The 18,021-nt window shown below is 62.0% G+C and carries 16 protein-coding genes; all 16 read left to right on the forward strand.

Features of this window, described 5'->3' with window-relative positions:
• The first annotated feature begins 49 nt into the window (after positions 1 to 49).
• Entirely contained in the window at positions 50 to 538 is a 489-nt protein-coding gene (gene nuoI / locus Q1V51_RS13325) for an NADH-quinone oxidoreductase subunit NuoI (protein ID WP_300557161.1), read from the forward strand.
• Between the two features lie 41 nt (positions 539 to 579).
• Entirely contained in the window at positions 580 to 1,191 is a 612-nt protein-coding gene (locus tag Q1V51_RS13330; RefSeq protein ID WP_300557163.1) for an NADH-quinone oxidoreductase subunit J, read from the forward strand.
• Positions 1,191 to 1,499, forward strand: a complete 309-nt coding sequence (gene nuoK / locus Q1V51_RS13335) for an NADH-quinone oxidoreductase subunit NuoK (RefSeq protein WP_300530354.1) — start codon at positions 1,191 to 1,193, stop codon at positions 1,497 to 1,499. The genes Q1V51_RS13330 and nuoK overlap by 1 nt, the downstream gene beginning before the upstream one ends.
• 5 nt (positions 1,500 to 1,504) lie before the next feature.
• Positions 1,505 to 3,625 (forward strand): NADH-quinone oxidoreductase subunit L, encoded by a 2,121-nt coding sequence (gene nuoL, locus Q1V51_RS13340; protein ID WP_300557165.1) that lies wholly within the window; start codon positions 1,505 to 1,507, stop codon positions 3,623 to 3,625.
• A 1-nt stretch (position 3,626) separates the two neighbouring features.
• Complete coding sequence (locus tag Q1V51_RS13345) at positions 3,627 to 5,141, forward strand: NADH-quinone oxidoreductase subunit M (RefSeq protein ID WP_300557167.1); 1,515 nt, start codon at positions 3,627 to 3,629, stop codon at positions 5,139 to 5,141.
• 10 nt (positions 5,142 to 5,151) lie between these two features.
• Entirely contained in the window at positions 5,152 to 6,594 is a 1,443-nt protein-coding gene (gene nuoN, locus Q1V51_RS13350; protein WP_300557168.1) for an NADH-quinone oxidoreductase subunit NuoN, read from the forward strand.
• Positions 6,595 to 6,597: 3 nt separating this feature from the next.
• A complete protein-coding gene (locus Q1V51_RS13355) occupies positions 6,598 to 7,332 on the forward strand; it encodes a biotin--[acetyl-CoA-carboxylase] ligase (RefSeq protein WP_300557169.1) in 735 nt (244 codons plus the stop codon).
• A 38-nt stretch (positions 7,333 to 7,370) separates the two neighbouring features.
• Positions 7,371 to 8,147 carry a type III pantothenate kinase gene (locus Q1V51_RS13360; protein ID WP_300557171.1) on the forward strand — a complete coding sequence of 259 codons (777 nt, stop codon included), beginning with the start codon at positions 7,371 to 7,373 and terminating at the stop codon, positions 8,145 to 8,147.
• The gene (locus Q1V51_RS13365) at positions 8,144 to 9,811 is read left to right on the forward strand and encodes a ribonuclease J (protein WP_300557173.1); all 1,668 of its coding nucleotides are present in this window, start codon (positions 8,144 to 8,146) and stop codon (positions 9,809 to 9,811) included. Before Q1V51_RS13360 ends, Q1V51_RS13365 begins: the two co-directional genes overlap by 4 nt.
• Positions 9,812 to 9,821: 10 nt before the next feature.
• A complete protein-coding gene (gene mce / locus Q1V51_RS13370) occupies positions 9,822 to 10,241 on the forward strand; it encodes a methylmalonyl-CoA epimerase (RefSeq protein WP_300557175.1) in 420 nt (139 codons plus the stop codon).
• Positions 10,238 to 10,582, forward strand: coding sequence for a DUF1467 family protein (locus Q1V51_RS13375; RefSeq protein ID WP_300557177.1), 345 nt, complete (start codon positions 10,238 to 10,240; stop codon positions 10,580 to 10,582). The genes mce and Q1V51_RS13375 overlap by 4 nt, the downstream gene beginning before the upstream one ends.
• A gap of 87 nt (positions 10,583 to 10,669) precedes the next feature.
• A complete protein-coding gene (gene proS / locus Q1V51_RS13380) occupies positions 10,670 to 12,004 on the forward strand; it encodes a proline--tRNA ligase (protein WP_300557178.1) in 1,335 nt (444 codons plus the stop codon).
• Positions 11,997 to 13,289, forward strand: a complete 1,293-nt coding sequence (locus tag Q1V51_RS13385; protein ID WP_300557180.1) for a lipoprotein-releasing ABC transporter permease subunit — start codon at positions 11,997 to 11,999, stop codon at positions 13,287 to 13,289. Before proS ends, Q1V51_RS13385 begins: the two co-directional genes overlap by 8 nt.
• A complete protein-coding gene (locus tag Q1V51_RS13390) occupies positions 13,282 to 13,965 on the forward strand; it encodes an ABC transporter ATP-binding protein (RefSeq protein WP_300557182.1) in 684 nt (227 codons plus the stop codon). Before Q1V51_RS13385 ends, Q1V51_RS13390 begins: the two co-directional genes overlap by 8 nt.
• A gap of 258 nt (positions 13,966 to 14,223) precedes the next feature.
• Entirely contained in the window at positions 14,224 to 17,676 is a 3,453-nt protein-coding gene (dnaE, locus tag Q1V51_RS13395; protein ID WP_300557184.1) for a DNA polymerase III subunit alpha, read from the forward strand.
• Positions 17,677 to 17,954: 278 nt separating this feature from the next.
• Positions 17,955 to 18,021, forward strand: a 67-nt coding sequence (locus Q1V51_RS13480; protein WP_366145133.1) for a hypothetical protein, incomplete at its 3' end; no start/stop codon positions are given.

Genomic DNA, 18,021 nt, shown 5'->3' on the forward strand with positions numbered 1-18,021 from the left:
TCGCCCTGGTTGGCGCCTACATCGTCTACGGAACGTAAGGGTAAAGCTCATGAGCCGTATCCAACAAGCCATTCGCGGCGCGCTCCTCCTGGACTTCTGGTCCGCTTTCGGACTGGGCATGCGCTACTTCTTCAAGAAGAAAGCGACGCTGAACTATCCCTTCGAGAAGGGCCCGCTGTCGCCGCGTTTCCGTGGTCAGCACGCCCTGCGCCGCTATGCCAATGGCGAAGAACGCTGCATTGCCTGCAAGCTGTGCGAAGCGATCTGCCCGGCCCAGGCAATCACCATCGAGGCGGAACCGCGTGAAGACGGCTCGCGCCGCACCACGCGCTACGACATCGACATGACCAAATGCATCTATTGCGGTTATTGCCAGGAGGCATGCCCGGTCGATGCAATCGTGGAAGGCCCGAACTTCGAGTTCGCGGCCGAGACCCGCGAAGAACTCTTTTACGATAAGGCGAAACTGCTCGAAAACGGTGACCGTTGGGAGCGCGAAATCGCCAAGAACCTGGAACTGGACGCGCCGTACCGCTAACCCGCGGCGTTGTTCAAAACTTGAAAATGGAAGAGGGCGCCATGCTCGCAACCTTGGCCTTCTGGGCCTTTTCCGGAGTCGCGATTCTATCGGCCTTGATGGTCGTGGTCGCGCGTAACCCGGTCCGGTCCGTGCTGTTCCTGATCCTGGCCTTTTTCTCGGCCGCAGGACTGTTCGTTCTTCTGGGCGCGGAGTTTCTCGCCATGCTGCTAATCGTCGTCTATGTCGGCGCGGTGGCGGTGCTCTTCCTCTTCGTCGTCATGATGCTCGACGTCGACTTTACCGAGCTGAAGCAGGGCTTCCTGGAATACGCCCCGCTGGGCGGTCTGGTCGGCCTCATCCTCGCTGCGGAACTGGCGATGATCGGCTTCACCTGGCAGGCTTCGGACCAAGCCATGGCGCTGCGCGCCGCGGCGATCCCGGAAGGCATGGGTAATGTCGAGGCGCTCGGTCAGGTGCTCTATGACGATTACGTCTTCTTCTTCCAGATGGCGGGCCTGGTACTGCTGGTTGCCATGATCGGCGCCATCGTGCTCACGCTGCGCCACAAGCCGCACGTCAAGCGCCAGAGCGTCACCGCACAGGTCGGCCGCAAGCGCGACGAAGCGGTTGAACTCGTCGACATCAAACCGGGACAGGGGATTGGGGAATGATGGAGATCGGTCTGGGCCATTACCTGGCCGTTGCCGCGATACTGTTCACCATCGGTGTCTTCGGCATTTTCGTGAACCGCAAGAACGTCATCATCCTGCTGATGTCGGTCGAGCTGATCCTCTTGTCGGTCAATATCAACCTGGTGGCTTTCTCGAGCTTCCTCGGTGATCTCGCCGGCCAGGTCTTCGCGATGTTCGTGCTGACCGTTGCCGCGGCCGAGGCCGCCGTCGGTCTGGCCATTCTTGTCGTCTACTTCCGCAACCGGGGTGATATCTCGGTTGAGGGCGTCAACATGATGAAGGGCTAAGGATCATGACACCGATCATTATCGTCTTTGGCCCGCTTATCGCGGCCTTCATCGCCGGCGTTTTCGGCAATTATCTCGGCCACCGCGCCGCTCAGATCATCACCACGTTTGCGGTCGGTCTGTCGGCCATCCTGTCCTGGCTGGTCTTCTTCGACGTCACAGTGGGCGGAAACACCCAGACCATCGAGCTGGCGACCTGGATGTCGGTCGGCAATTTCGACGTCTCCTGGGCGATCAAGCTGGACTCGCTCTCTGCGGTCATGCTGATCGTGATCAACACAGTCTCTGCGCTCGTGCACCTGTATTCCTGGGGCTATATGTCCCACGACCCGCACCGCGCGCGCTTCTTCGCCTATCTCTCGCTCTTCACCTTCGCCATGCTGTCGCTGGTGACCGCAGACAACTTCCTGCAGGTCTTCTTCGGCTGGGAAGGCGTGGGGCTGGCTTCCTATCTGTTGATCGGTTTCTGGTACAAGAAGAAGTCAGCCAATGACGCCGCCATCAAGGCTTTCGTCACCAACCGTGTTGGCGATTTCGGCTTTGCCTTGGGCATTATGGCCATCTTCCTGGTTTTCGGCTCGGTCAAGTTCGACGATGTCTTCTCCCAGGTGGGAACGACCGATGCGGTGCTGGCCTTTGCCGGCATGGAGCTGCCCGCGATCGAACTGATCGCCTTCCTGCTCTTCATCGGTGCGATGGGTAAATCGGCGCAGTTCTTCCTGCATGTCTGGCTGCCGGACGCGATGGAAGGCCCGACGCCGGTCTCCGCCCTGATCCACGCTGCGACCATGGTCACCGCGGGTGTCTTCCTGGTCTGCCGGGCCTTCCCGATCTACGAGCTGGCTCCGGCCACCTCCACCATCATCACGGCGATCGGTATCATCACCTGTTTCTTCGCCGCCACGGTCGGCCTGGTGCAGAACGACATCAAGCGCGTGATTGCCTATTCGACCTGTTCGCAGCTCGGCTACATGTTCTTCGCGGCGGGCCTGGGCCTGTACTCCGCGGCCATGTTCCACCTGTTCACGCACGCCTTCTTCAAGGCGCTCCTGTTCCTTGGTGCCGGTTCCGTGATCCACGGCCTGCATGACGAGCAGGACATGCGAAACATGGGCGGGATATTCAAAGCCCTCCCGGCTACCTGGGGCCTGATGGTCATCGGTACGATCGCCCTGACCGGTATCGGTATCCCGATGCTGGGCTGGGGCTTTGCCGGCTTCTTCTCCAAGGACATGATCATCGAGGAGGCCTTCATGGCCGGTCAGGCCGGCGTGCCGCTCGGCATGGTCGCCTTCTGGTTCGGCGTCGTTGTCGCCCTGATGACCAGCTATTATTCCTGGCGCGTCATCTTCATGACCTTCCACGGCAAGTATCGCGGCGATGTCAAAGTGCTCAACAGCGCCCATGAAAGCCCGTGGGTGATGCTGATCCCGCTGATCATCCTGGCCTTTGGTTCAGTCTTCGCCGGTGCGGCCTATAAGGACAGTTTCCTGGCCAAGGACAGCTTCGCCTTCTGGCAGGAAAGCCTGCCGCCGGGCCCGTATGCCGAAGGCAATTACGGTCACACCTATGGTGCGGAGTACCGCGCGTCGCTAGGCGAGACCCATGAACCCGCAGACGGCTATGCCACCGACGACCATGCCGCCGATACGCATGCCGCAGACGCCGGCTATGGCGATGAGGCACATGGGGGTGACGCGTATGGTGACGGCCATGAGGGCCATCATCCGCCGGTCTGGGTGTTGTGGATGCCGTTTGGCGCCACCATGCTCGGTCTGGTCATTGCCTGGTGGTTCTACATTGTCAAACAGGGCCTGCCGGCACGCATCGCGGCGCGCGAGGGGCCGCTCTACAAGTTCCTGTACAACAAGTGGTATTTCGACGAGGTCTATAACTTCATCTTCGTTCGGGGTGCCAAGGGACTGGGTGACTTGTTCTGGAAGATCGGTGATGTCCGCATCATTGACGGCTTCGGTCCGAACGGCTTTGCCGCCACGGCGATGGCCACGGCCCGCCGCGTGGCCAAGGCCCAGTCCGGTTTCCTCTATCACTACGCATTCGTCATGCTGATCGGCGTCCTGGGTCTGACCCTTTGGATCATGGCCGGCAGCACCGGGGGACAATAGAATGATCGCTGAAATCCCGTCCTTCCTGTCGATCCTGACCTTCCTGCCGACGGTCGGCGCGCTGGTTATCGCGATCATGCGCTTCACCGCGCGGCCTGAAGACCAGGCGAAGATCGGCGAGAATTCGCGTGGTGTGGCTCTGCTGACCACCGTCGTCGCCCTGGGTCTGGCAATCCTGATGATGATCGAGTTCGATCCGTCGGTGGCCGGTTTCCAGATGGTGCATGAAGTGACCTGGCTGGAGCAGATCGGCCTGGGCTATCGCATGGGCGTGGACGGTATCTCCGTCCTGCTCGTGCTCCTGACGGCCTTCCTGATGCCGATCTGTATTCTTGCTTCCGGATCGATCAAGACCCGCGTCGCTGACTACATGATCGCCTTCCTGCTGCTGGAAACGCTGATGATCGGCGTGTTCACGGCGCTGGATCTGGTGCTGTTCTACATCTTCTTCGAAGGTGGCCTGATCCCGATGTTCATCATCATCGGCGTCTGGGGTGGTCAGAACCGCGTCTATGCGGCGTTCAAATTCTTCCTCTACACCCTGCTGGGCTCGGTGCTGATGCTGGTCGCCATGATCTTCATGTTCCTGGAAGCGGGCACGACGGACATCACCGTGCTGCTGCAGACCGAGTTTGCCCAGGAGGCCCAGACCTGGCTCTGGCTTGCCTTCTTCGCCTCCTTCGCGGTGAAGATGCCGATGTGGCCGGTGCATACCTGGCTGCCTGACGCCCACGTACAGGCCCCGACCGCAGGCTCGGTGATACTGGCGGGTGTGCTGCTGAAAATGGGCGGCTATGGCTTCATGCGCTTCTCGCTGCCGATGTTCCCCAATGCCAGCGATTATTTCGCGCCAATGGTCTTCGTCCTGTCGATCATCGCCATCATCTATACCTCGCTGGTGGCTTTCCGGCAGACCGACATCAAGAAGCTGATCGCCTATTCCTCCGTGGCCCATATGGGCTTCGTGACCATGGGCCTGTTCACGATGAATGATGTCGGGGTGCAGGGTGCGCTCTACCAGATGATCTCGCACGGCGTGATCTCCGGTGCGCTCTTCCTTCTGGTCGGTGTCATTTATGACCGCATGCACACCCGCGAGATCGCCTTCTATGGCGGCCTGGTGCATCGCATGCCGGTTTACGCGGCCATCTTTGCCCTGTTCGCCATGGCCAATGTCGGCCTGCCGGGCACGTCGGGCTTTGTCGGCGAGATCATGACCATGGTCGGTGCCTTCCAGGCGGGCTGGTGGGTAGCTACCGGTGCCGCTGTCGGGGTTATCCTGTCGGCCATGTACATGCTCACCGTCTACCGCAATGTGGTGTTCGGCGAGATCACCAATCCCAAGCTGGAGACCATCACCGATGTGGACGCCAAGGAGTTCGGCATGCTCGCCGTCCTGGCCGTCTCGACCATCGTGCTGGGCGTCTTCTCCACCCTGATCACGGATGTCACGGCCGCCTCGGTCGACAATCTGATCGCGAACTATAACGCGGCGCTCGCCGCGACAGCGCAGTAGGAGCCCTCTGATGAACGCGGATACGCTGTATCAGGAAATCGGACTGCTTACGCCGGAGATCATTCTGGCGGGCGGAGCCATGGCTCTGCTAATGATCGGAGTGTTCTTCACGTCCGATCGCGCCAGCAAGCTGGTCTATCTGGCCTCGATCGCGCTGCTCGTCGTGGCCGGTTTCGCCTCGCTGTTCTGGACGGGTGAGGGCGGGACCGCCTTTTCCGGGGCCTTCATCTTCGATGATCTGGCCAAGTTCTCCAAAGTGGCTGTGGCCCTGACCGCCGCCATGGCGCTGATCCTGGCCCTGCCTTACCTGGAAGCGGAAAAGCTGTTGAAGATCGAGTATCCGATCCTCGCCTTGCTGGCGGTGACGGGTATGACGGTCATGGTCTCGGCCAATGACCTGATCTCCATGTATATGGGCATCGAGCTCTCGGCCCTGGCGCTTTACGTGCTGGCGGCGTTCAACCGCGACAGCCTGCGCGCCTCGGAAGCGGGTCTGAAGTATTTCGTCCTCGGTGCGCTGTCCTCGGGCCTGCTGCTTTACGGCTCCTCGCTGGTGTACGGCTTCTCCGGTTCTACCGGTTTCGAGCAGATTGCCATGGCGGTTGATGGCGGCACCAATGTCGGACTGACCTTCGGTCTGGTCTTCGTCATCTGTGGCCTGGCCTTCAAGGTTTCCGCCGCGCCCTTCCACATGTGGACGCCGGACGTCTATGAAGGCGCTCCGACCCCGGTCACGGCCTTCTTCGCGACGGCACCTAAATTCGCGGCTATCGTGCTGATGGCGCGGGTTCTGATGGAGCCGTTCGGCGCGGTGGTCGATGACTGGCGCGACGTGATCTGGATCATCGCTGTCCTGTCCATGGGTGTTGGTGCTTTCGGTGCCCTGACCCAGGAAAACATCAAACGCCTGCTGGCCTATTCCTCGATCGGCAATATGGGTTACGCCCTGGTCGCCATCGCCGCGGCCAGCCAGACGGGCCTGTGGGCCCTCCTGGTCTTCATGGCATTGTACATGATTGGTGTGGTCGGTGCCTTCGGCGCGGTCCTGTCGATGCGCACGCGTGAAGGCATGGTCGAGAATGTCTCCGATCTCGCCGGTCTCGCCCAGCGCAATCCGGGCCTGGGCTGGTCGATCACGGCGCTGATGTTCTCCATTGGCGGTCTGCCCTTCATGGTCGGCTTCTTCGGCAAGTTCTTCGTCATCTACGCGGCCGTGCAGGCCGATCTGATCATCCTGTCGGTTCTCGCCGTGCTCTTCTCGGTCGTCTCCGCAGCCTACTATCTGCGCGTGGTCAAGGTGATCTGGTTCGACAGCTCCGATATCGAGTTCGTTCCGTCCTCGATGAGCGTCTATTGGGTGACGCGCGTGGCCGGTCTGGCCTCGGTGCTGCTGCTGCCGGTTCTCGGCTGGCTCGTCGTTCGCGCCTACAGCGTCGGTCTGGCGACCCTCTAGGTCTTGCTCGGCGGCCCGGACTTCCGCACCGAATGGCGCGAGGAAACCGCGTCCACCAATAACGATGCGCGCTCGCTGGCTGAAGCCGGCGAGCGCGGTCCGCTTTGGATCGCCGCCAAGCGGCAGACAGCGGGGCGGGGTCGGCGCGCCCGGTCCTGGAGCGGGATCGACGGCAATCTCTTCACCACCGGTCTGTTCACCTTTTCCGCTGATCCGGGCGAGGTCGCCAAACTTTCCTTTGCGGCAGCGCTCGCCGTTGCTGCGGTCTGTGATCAGGCCGGCATTGATCCCGCCCGCACCAGGTTGAAATGGCCCAATGATGTCCTCGTCGATGGACGCAAGCTGGCCGGCATCCTGCTCGAATCCGGCACTGCACCCGGCGGTGGGCTGTGGCTGGCGGTGGGCATCGGTATCAACATTACCCAGGCCCCGCAGATCGATGACCGGCCGGTTGCTGCGATCAATACCGCGGGGGGTGAGATGACGCGCGAGGCGGCGCTGGACGTGCTCGCCGAGAGTTTCGGTGGCTGGCTCAGGCGCTGGAGCGTGGACGGGTTCGGCCCGATCCGCGATCACTGGCTGATGCGGGCGCATGGTCTCGGGGCTGACTGCCGGGCCCGGCTCGGAGAGGAAACGATCCGGGGCGTGTTTGCCGATCTTGCGCCGGATGGTTCCCTGAGACTGGACTTGGCCAGCGGCGAACGGCGGTATATCTCCGCCGGCGAAGTGTTTTTTTGACAGGACCGAGGCATTTGCCCCGGTGAGAAAGGTTTCCCATGCTGCTCGCGATCGATTGCGGCAATACCAATACGCTCTTTGCCATCCATGATGGCGAAGACTGGCAGGCGCAATGGCGGTCGGGCACCGACTCGACCCGGACCGCTGACGAGCATGCCGTCTGGCTCTCCCAGCTGATGGATCTGCACGGGTTTTCCTTCAAGGACATCGAGGCCTGCGTGATCTCCACTGTGGTGCCGCAAGCCCTGTTCAATCTGCGCAATCTCTCGCGCCGCTATTTTGATGCCGAGCCGATCATTGTCGGCGAGACCGGTGTCAATCTGGATATGGAAGTCCGGCTCGCCCGGGCGTCCGAAGCCGGGGCCGACCGTCTGGTCAACGCGCTCGGTGCGCGCGGGGTTTATGACGGCGCGCTGATCATCATCGACAGCGGCACGGCCACGACCTTTGACGTCATCAGCGAGGATGGTGCTTTCGAGGGCGGTATCATTGCCCCGGGCATCAACCTGTCCATGCAGGCCCTGCACGCCGCGGCGGCGAAACTGCCGCGTGTCGCGATTGCGCGGCCGCAAAAGGTGATCGGCAATGACACGGTCTCCGCCATGCAGTCGGGTGTATTCTGGGGCTATATCGACCTGATCGACGGGTTGGTCGAGCGGATCAAGGCCGAGCATGGAAAACCGATGACGGTCATCGCGACCGGCGGCGTCGTGTCGCTATTTGACGGCGCGTCCAGCGCCATTGACCACTATGATCCCGATCTCACCATTCGTGGACTGTTGCAGGTCTGGAAGCTCAATGGAGGCCAGGCATGAGCGACAGCATGATCTTCCTGCCGCTCGGCGGATCTGACGAAATCGGCATGAATCTGAACCTCTATGGCTATGGGCCAGAAGAGGATCGCAAATGGATCATTGTCGATTGCGGTGTGACCTTCGGCGATCTGTCGACGCCCGGTATCGACCTGATCATGCCGGATCCGACCTTTATCGAGGACAATGCCGACAATCTGATCGGCATGGTGCTGACGCACGCGCATGAGGATCATATGGGCGCTGTGGCCAAGCTGTGGCCGCGACTGAAATGCCCGATCTATGCCACGCCTTTTACGGCCTGGCTTGTGCGCGACCGCCTGGCCGAGTTCGGTCTCCTCGATGAAGTCGATCTGCGCGAGATCAATCTCGACAGCCGGTTCGATCTTGGTCCGTTCGATATCCAGCTGGTGACGCTGACCCACTCCATTCCCGAGCCGAATGGACTGGCGATCCGCACACCGGCGGGCCTGGTGTTGCATACCGGCGACTGGAAAATCGACCCGGATCCGCTGATCGGTGAGACCACGGATGTGTCCGCGCTCGAAGCCATGGGCGAGGAGGGCGTCCTCGCCATGGTCTGCGACAGCACGAATGTGTTCTCGCCCGGCGATAGCGGTTCGGAAGCGGGCTGCCGTGATGCCCTGATCGAACTGGTCGGAGAGTTGACCGGCAAGGTCGCCATCGCGGCCTTCGCGTCCAATGTCGCGCGTCTTCAATCGGCGATCGAGGCGGCCGAGGCCAATGGCCGCCGGGTCTGCCTGGTCGGACGTTCCATGCACCGCATGACGGCGGCGGCAAAATCGGTTGGTTTGCTCAAGGGTATCCAGGACTTTGTCGACGAGGAGGAGGCCGGGTATTTCCCGCCGGAGAAGATCCTCTATCTGTGCACCGGCAGCCAGGGCGAGCCGCGCGCAGCCCTGTCGCGCATCGCCGAGGGCAATCATCGTCATGTCTCGCTCGGCAATGGCGATACGGTGATCTTTTCCAGCCGCGTTATCCCGGGCAATGAGATCGGGATTTTCGAGCTGCAGAACCGGCTCGCCGAAAAAGGCGTCAATATCATTACCGAGAAGGATCGCCCGATCCATGTCTCCGGCCATCCGTGCCGGGACGAGCTGGCGCAGATGTATGGCTGGGCCAAGCCAAAGGTTGCCATTCCGGTGCATGGCGAGCGCCGTCACTTGCTGGAGCACGCCAATTTCGCGCGCTCACTCCAGGTGCCGCACGCCGTGTCGGTGCGCAATGGCGACATGGTGGAAATCCACTCCGACGGCACTGCCTCGATCATCGATGAAGTGCCGGCCGGTCGGCTCTATGTCGACGGTAAGTTCATGACCCCCTCAGACGCGGAGTCCGTGAAGGAACGGCGCCGCCTGTCCTGGGCGGGTTATATTACCGTCGCACTGGCAGTTGATGATCGCGGTAATCTCGTCTCCGGACCCGCTGTCACCGCGGCGGGCTTGCCGGAAGATCAGGATTTCCCGATTGAAGCCTTCCATGACGCGCTGGAAACTGCGGCGGAAGAGAAGTTCGACCGGCTTGGTCGGCGCGCCAAGAAGGACCCGGATGTGGTCGAGGAGGAGATCCGCCTCGCCGTGCGCCGAGAAGCCAATGCGATTTGGGGTAAAAAGCCGCATGTCGATGTAATCGTCCTGCCGGTATAGGGAGCTCATGATGAAAATCGGACGTTTGAACCATGTCGGCGTGGCTGTGCCGGATATCGAAGCCGCCAAGCAGACCTATGCCGAGCTCTACGGTGCCACTGAAGCCACGCAGACCAAGGATTTCCCGCATCTCGGCGTCAAGGTCGCCTTCGTGCACCTGGACAATTCCGAGATCGAGCTCCTGTCTCCGCTGGGCGATGACAGCCCGGTGCACAAATTCCTCGAACGCAATCCCAAAGGCGGCCAGCACCATCTCTGTTTCGAGGTCGCCGACATCGTCGCTGCGCGTGATGCGATGATTGAGCGTGGCGCTACTGTTCTGGGCACGGGCGAACCCTATATCGGGGCTCATGGTGTTCCGGTGATCTTCATTCACCCGAAGAATTCCAACGGCCAACTGATTGAACTGATGCAGGAACCGCGGCGATGATGCGCTATTTGCCCTTCCTTCCCGTGGTTCTGACCGGCATTCTCTGGCTGTCGCGTTTCTTTATTCGCGATGCCGGGGTCGGGGTCGTCAACGGGGTGGTGGTGTTCCTGATTTCCTGGTCGCTGATCGTCTTCATGATCCTGCCGATCGGCGTGCGCAGCCAGGAAGAAAGCGGTGACATTATCGAGGGTACGGAGCCAGGCGCGCCGATGGCCCCGGATTTGGCGCGCAAGGCCTGGTGGACCACCGTGGCCACCTCGGTGGTCTGGCTGATCTTCTTCACCTTGGTGGAGACCGGTGCCTTTGCCGCGATGATGCCGGAAACCGGTTTCTGGGATTAGGCCTGAGATCGGGGCGGCCTGCGCCTTGTAATCCCATGCAAACGCGGTCTATTGGAGATTGATCACTCCAACGCGGATCTTACTTGCATGCGCCTTTCCCGCTTCTTCTTGCCGGTCCTGAAGGAAACTCCTTCGGACGCCCAGATCATTTCTCACCAGCTCATGCTGCGCGCCGGCATGGTGCGCCAGCAGTCAGCGGGGATTTATTCCTGGCTGCCACTGGGCTGGAAGGTGCTGCAGAAGATCTCCGATATTGTCCGCGAGGAGCAGAACCGCGCCGGTGCTGTGGAAATGCTGATGCCGACCATTCAGTCAGCGGATCTGTGGCGCGAAAGCGGTCGCTATGACGATTATGGCCAGGAGATGCTGCGCATCACCGACCGCCATGAGCGCGACATGCTGTTCGGCCCGACCAATGAGGAGATGATCACCGATCTCTTCCGTACTTATTGCCGGTCCTACAAGGACCTGCCCAAGCTGCTCTATCATATCCAGTGGAAATTCCGCGACGAGATCCGCCCGCGCTTCGGCGTTATGCGCGGCCGCGAATTCCTGATGAAGGATACTTATTCCTTCGATCTGGACGAGGCGGCGGCACGCCATGCCTATAACCGCATGTTTGTGGCCTATCTCAACACCTTCTCGCGCATGGGCTTGCAGGCCGTGCCGATGCGCGCCGATACCGGTCCGATCGGCGGGGATCTCTCCCACGAATTCATCGTCCTGGCCGAGACCGGCGAGAGCGAGGTCTTCTGCAATGCCGATCTGGTCGAGATGGGCGCGCCGGGGCCGGATGTCGACTGGGACGGCGATCTGCAGCCGCTGGTCGACCAGCGCACAGCGCTCTATGCCGCGACCGAGGAAATGCATGATGCCGACGCCTTTGCCCAGGTGCCGGAAGACCGCCGCCTGTCGGCGCGCGGTATCGAGGTCGGCCATATCTTCTATTTCGGCACCAAGTATTCCGAGCCGATGAAGGCCTATGTCACCCATCCCGACCAGAAGGACAGGCCGGTGCATATGGGCTCTTATGGTGTGGGCGTGTCGCGTCTTCTGGCCGCAATCATCGAGGCGCATCACGACGACAAGGGCTGTATCTGGCCGGAGAGCGTGGCGCCGTTCGGAGCGGGCATTCTCAACCTGCGTGCCGGTGATGAGGCGGCAGATACCGCTTGCGAAAGCGCCTATGCAGCGCTGAGCGAAGCCGGGCTCGACCCGCTCTACGACGACACCAAGGAGCGGCCGGGCGGCAAGTTCGCCACTGCCGACCTGATAGGTTTGCCTTATCAGCTCGTCATCGGGCCGCGCGGTCTGAAGGAAAACAAGGTCGAGGTCAAAGTGCGCCGGACCGGCGAGACGCATGAGCTGTCACCGGAAGATGCGGTGGCGCGCCTGGGCGAGCGGGCTTTCTCGAATGGCTGACACGCAAGGCGGAGCCGGCGCTTTCAGCGCGCATGAATTCACCATTGCGGGCCGCTATCTGCGTACAAAGCGCAAGCATGGCGGCGTGGCGATGATCGCCATTATCTCCGTGGTCGGTATCACCCTGGCGGTGATGGCGCTGATCTCGGTGATGTCGATCATGAATGGTTTCCGCAACGAGCTCATGCGCCAGCTGCTCGGCTTTCAGCCGCATGTCTATGTCGATACCCGCTTTATTCCGGGTGAGGGGGCGGAGGCCCTGGTCGCCGAGCTGGAAGCAATTGAGGGTGTCGAGAGCGCCAATCCGGTGGTGACTGGCCAGGTTATGGCCACCGCGGGCGGGCGCGATACCTTCATCCAGGTTCTGGCCACCCGGCCGGACGACCTGGCGCAATTGCAGGCCATTCGCGACGGCCAGGACCCGATGAGCCGGACCGGGATCACTCATGGCGATCTCAGCGAGTTTGGTGTCGGCCGCAATGGCGGGGATGTCATCGTGCTGGGCCAGGGCGTGGCGCGCCGCCTGGGCGTCAATGTCGGCGATGACGTGACCTTCCTCACCGCCCGCGGCGCCGCCGGGCCGTTCGGTGTGACGCCGCGGCGCAAGGCCTACCGGGTCGGCGCGATCCTCGCCGCCGGTGTGTCGACGATCGACAATGCCGTCGCCTTCATGCCGCTCGAGCAAGGCCAGATTTTCTTCAATCGCGAGGGTGAGATCGAAATGGTCCAGGTCCGGCTGGCCGACCCCAGCCGCGCCGCCGAGTACGTCGTTCCGGTGCAGAATATATCCGGCCCCAATACCGTGGTCAGCGACTACACCAGTTCCGATCCGGCCCTGTTCAACGCGCTCCAGTTCGAGCGCACGGCGATGCGCCTGGTGATGGCCATCGTCATCGCCATCGCTGCCATGAACATCATTTCCGGCCTCGTCATGCTGGTGAAGAACAAGGGACGCGATATCGCCATCCTGCGCACCATGGGCATGACGCGGGCGAGCATTCTGCGGGTCTTTCTCATTGTCGGGGCCTCGATCGGCATGATCGGCACTTTGCTGGGCGTCATCCTGGGCACGCTGTTCGTGCTCAATATCGGCTGGATTCAGGATCTGGTGCGCGTGCCCTGGGATCCGGATGTCTACTATCTCTATCGCATCCCGGCCGATCTTGATCTGGGTGAGGTCGCCTTCGTTTCGATCTTCGGCCTGGCGGTATCCTTGCTGGTGACCTTGCCGCCGGCCTGGCGCGCCGCCCAGCTCGATCCGGTGGAGGCGCTGCGCTATGAGTGAGCCGGTTCTACAGCTCCAATCCGTCGAACGCACCTATGTCACCGAGGCGGGCCCGCTCGAGGTGCTCCGCGGGATCGATCTCAGCCTCGCGCCGGGAGAGATTGTGGGTCTCGTCGGGCCGTCGGGGTCGGGCAAGTCCTCGCTCCTGCATGCGGCTGGTTTGCTGGAGCGCCCGGATGGCGGCGATGTTCTTATCGACGGTGTCGCGACCAATGCGCTGAACGATGCCGAGCGCACCGCGCTGCGCCGCAACGCCATCGGTTTCGTCTACCAGTTCCATCACCTGCTGCCGGAATTTGATGCGCTGGAAAATGTCGTCCTGCCGCAACAGATCGCTGGCCGGTCACAGACCGAGGCCCGCGAGCGAGCGAGGGCGCTTCTGACCCGGCTCGGCCTGGCCGAGCGGCTGCAGCATAATCCAGCGCAATTGTCCGGCGGCGAACAACAGCGGGTTGCCATCGCCCGGGCCCTGGCCAACACGCCGCGGGTTCTGCTGGCGGACGAACCCACGGGCAATCTCGATCCCGACACGTCGGCCACTGTGTTCGAGGCTTTCCGCAGCAGTGTCCGCGATGCCGGGGCGGCGGCACTGGTTGCCACCCATAATCACCAGCTGGCCGAAGGCATGGACCGTATCGTCACCTTCGATCAGGGACGGCTGACCGCGCTCGACTAGAACAAAGTTGGAACAAAATCGCGAATCGCGCTTGACGACCAGGCTTAACCGTGAAAAGAACAAAACACGAACATTGATGCGGGAGGTGAGTATGCGTCAGATGATCAAGGATGTTTCGGCAGCGACAGCGGTTTTGGGCTTTGCCTGGATGGTCTCGGTGTGGGGCTCGGTTCTCGCCGCGGTCTGAGCGCGCTAATCTGATCCGACTCGCGTCCGGCCGGACGCGTTCGGATCGCTCGGGGCGCGGAGACTGAAACCATGACGGCGAAGACACCTTTTGTGCATTTGCGCGTCCGCTCGCCCTATTCGCTTCTGGAAGGGGCGATCCGCATCCCGAAAATGGCCGAAGCCTGTCAAGCCTATGGCATGCCGGCTATCGCGCTGACGGATACCAATAATCTGTTTGGCGCCCTGGAATTCTCGGAAGTCATGGCTGGAAGCGGTGTGCAGCCCATCGTCGGCTGTACGCTCTCGGTGCGGCTGGGTCAGCCGCATCCCGGTGAGCGCGCCGAGGCGGATGGCACCCTGGCGCTCTATGCCCAGAGCCGCGAGGGCTATGACAATCTTATGGCGCTCTCCAGCGCCGCCTATCTCGATGTTGATGGAACCGAAGAGCCGCATGTACCGCTCGATCTCGTGCTATCGCATCATGCCGGCCTGATCGCTTTGAGTGGCGGTCCGGACGGGCTGCTCAACCAGCTCCTTGTCGCCGGGCGCGAACCGGAGGCCGACAGCCTGCTGGCCCAGTTGCAGCTGGCCTTTGGTGACCGGCTTTATGTCGAGTTGCAACGCCACGGACGCGCTGAAGAGCTGCAGGCGGAAAACTGGCTGGTCGAACAGGCCTACGCCCGTGATCTGCCTCTGGTGGCAACCAATGAGGCCTATTTTCCCGACCCGGGCATGCACAAGGCGCATGATGCGCTGCTGTGTATCTCCGGCAGTACCTATGTCTCCGTCGCCGATCGTCGCAAGGTCACCGACCAGCATCACCTCGCGACTCCGGATGAAATGCGCGAGCGCTTTGCCGACTTGCCCGAGGCGCTCTACAACACTTTGGAGATCGCACGGCGCTGCGCCTACCGGGTGCGGACCCATCCGCCGATCCTGCCCAGCTTCCCCACCAAGGGCGGCCGCGATGAGGCCGAGGAGCTCGTGGCCCGGGCGCATGAGGGGTTGACCGAACGCATCGCAGCCGGAGCCACCGCCGTCAGCGAGCAGGCATACCGCGACCGGCTCGACTTCGAGCTCGACATCATCAAGCAGATGGGCTTCCCGGGATATTTCCTGATCGTCTCGGACTTCATCCAGTGGGCCAAGGCGCACGATATCCCGGTCGGGCCCGGCCGTGGCTCCGGTGCGGGCTCGTTGGTCGCCTATTCCCTGACCATCACTGATCTCGATCCGCTGCGCTTCGGTCTGCTGTTTGAGCGCTTCCTCAACCCCGAACGCGTCTCCATGCCCGACTTCGACGTCGACTTCTGCCAGGAGCGGCGCGGGGAGGTGATCCGCTATGTGCAGGATCAGTACGGGCACGACCGGGTCGCGCAGATCATCACCTTCGGCACGCTGCAGGCGCGCGCCGTGGTGCGCGATGTCGGCCGCGTGCTGCAATTGCCCTTCGGTCTGGTCGACAAGCTGGCCAAGCTGATCCCGGCCAACCCGGCCAATCCGGTGACCCTGGCCCAGGCCCTCGAGATCGAGCCGCGGCTCGGTGAAATGCGCACCGAGGACCAGGCCGTCGACAGCCTGCTGACCACGGCGCTGAAGCTGGAAGGCTTCTACCGCAACGCCTCGACCCACGCCGCCGGCGTGGTGATCGGGGACCGGAAGCTTTCCGAGCTTGTTCCGCTGTATCGCGATCCGCGCTCGGATATCCCCGCCACCCAGTTCAACATGAAATGGGTCGAACCGGCCGGGCTGGTGAAGTTTGACTTCCTCGGCCTGAAAACCCTGACTGTGATCGCCCGGGCGCTGTCCTATATCGAAAGCACCGGTCGCGAGGCGCCGGATATCGAAGCCATCGATCTGGAAGACCGCCCGACCTATGAGCTTTTGGCTTCGGGCCATGCCATCGGCGTGTTCCAGCTCGAGAGCTCGGGCATGCGCGATACGCTGAAAAAGATGAAGCCGGACGCTATCGAGGATTTGATCGCTCTGATCTCGCTCTATCGACCGGGCCCGATGAAGAATATCGACGTCTATGTCGATCGTAAATTCGGCCGCGCCGAGGTCGATTGCCTGCATCCCGATCTCGAGGGCGTGCTGTCTGAGACCTATGGCGTCATCATTTATCAGGAACAGGTGATGCAGATCGCCCAGATCCTGTCCGGCTACTCCCTCGGGGAGGCCGACCTTCTGCGCCGCGCCATGGGCAAGAAGAAAAAAGAGGAGATGGACAAGCAGAAAGTCCGCTTCCTCGATGGCGCCGAGAAAAATGGCGTAGATCGCGCAAAAGCATCCTATATCTTTGAACTTGTGGCAGAATTTGCGGGTTATGGCTTCAACAAGTCCCACGCGGCCGCCTATGCCGTCATTGCCTATCGCACCGCTTATCTAAAGGCCAACTACCCGGTTGAACTGATGGCGGCGCTGATGTCGCTCGACCGGGCCAATACCGACAAGCTGGCCGCTTTCCACCAGGAAATCCGGCGGATGGGCATTGATGTCCTGCCGCCCTGCGTCAATGCCGCGGAGGCTGATTTCTCCGTTGAGAAAGGCGCCGTCCGTTTCGCCCTCGGGGCGATCCGCAATGTCGGCTTTTCGGCCATGGAGCACATCGTGGCCGAGCGCAATGCCAACGGACCTTTCAAGGACCTCTATGACTTTGCCGAGCGCGTTGACCCGCGCCAGGTCAATCGCCGCACCTTTGAAAACCTGGCGCGGGCCGGGGCGTTTGACGGTATGGAGCCCGACCGCGCCAAAGTGCTGGCCTCGGCCGATATCCTCCTGTCCATGGCCCAGCATGCGGCGGAGCAGCGCGAGAGCGCACAGGCCAGCCTGTTTGGCGGCGGTGATACCACGGTCGAGCTGCAACGGCCCAACCTGCCGGAACCGGAACCCTTCAGCGCCACCCAGCGGCTGGATGAAGAGCTGGCCGCAATCGGCTTTTACCTCTCCGGGCATCCGCTCGATGATCTCACCGAACAACTGGCCGATCGCGGTGTGGTTCTGTTTGCCGAAGCCCCGGGGCGGGTCATGGAAGGGGCGACGGCGTTGCGTCTGGCCGGTGTTGTGCGCCGGCGCCAGGAACGGGTCTCGAATAAGTCCGGCGAGCGCTTTGCCTGGGTGACGCTGTCCGACCCGTCCGGTGAGTTCGAGGTGTTTGTCGCGCCGGAGCTCCTGCGCACCTCGCGCGATGAGCTCGACGCCGGCTCGGCCATTATCGTGGATTGCCGGGTGGATGAGCGCGAGGAACAGCTGTCCTTCTTTGCCGACCGGCTGAAACCGCTCGACACGCGTATGTCCGCGCATCGCCTGCGTATCCGCCTCGATGATGCTTCGGCCCTGGCCGGCATCAAGGCCCGGCTCGACCGCGCCAATGCCCGTTCCGACGCGACGCTCGATGCCGATGTCGCGCTGTTCGTGCCGCTCAGCACGGGCGGCGAGGCGGAGGTCCAGCTGCCGGGCCGGCATTGTGCCGATGCGGCGGTTCAGGCGGCCTTGCGCGCCGTGAAGGGCGTGGCCGTGGTTGAAGCCGAGACAGCGGCCTGACAACGACGGGCGGACGGCATTCTGCTGGGCGGTCGGCGGTCAGCTGATCCGTGTGCGGAGACAGCAGAAGCGCTCCTGTTCCTAGTCGGCCCCTGGGAGACTGTATTTCCTCCCGCAAACACACCCCCCAAACGCTTGCATTACTGGGGCTTCAGGCCTATAAGCCGCGCCATCACGCACACGGGGCTCCGGCAGCTCGTTTTCGTTTTGCCGCTCCGGTGCCGTTCGATGGTCGAACGGCTCCGCCCCGTGGAGGCCAACCGGAAAAGGATACATCGATGGCTCTCCCTGAATTCAGCATGCGCCAGCTGCTCGAAGCTGGCTGTCATTTCGGACACCAGACGC

Source organism: Maricaulis sp. (assembly GCF_030149235.1).
Lineage (GTDB): Bacteria > Pseudomonadota > Alphaproteobacteria > Caulobacterales > Maricaulaceae > Maricaulis.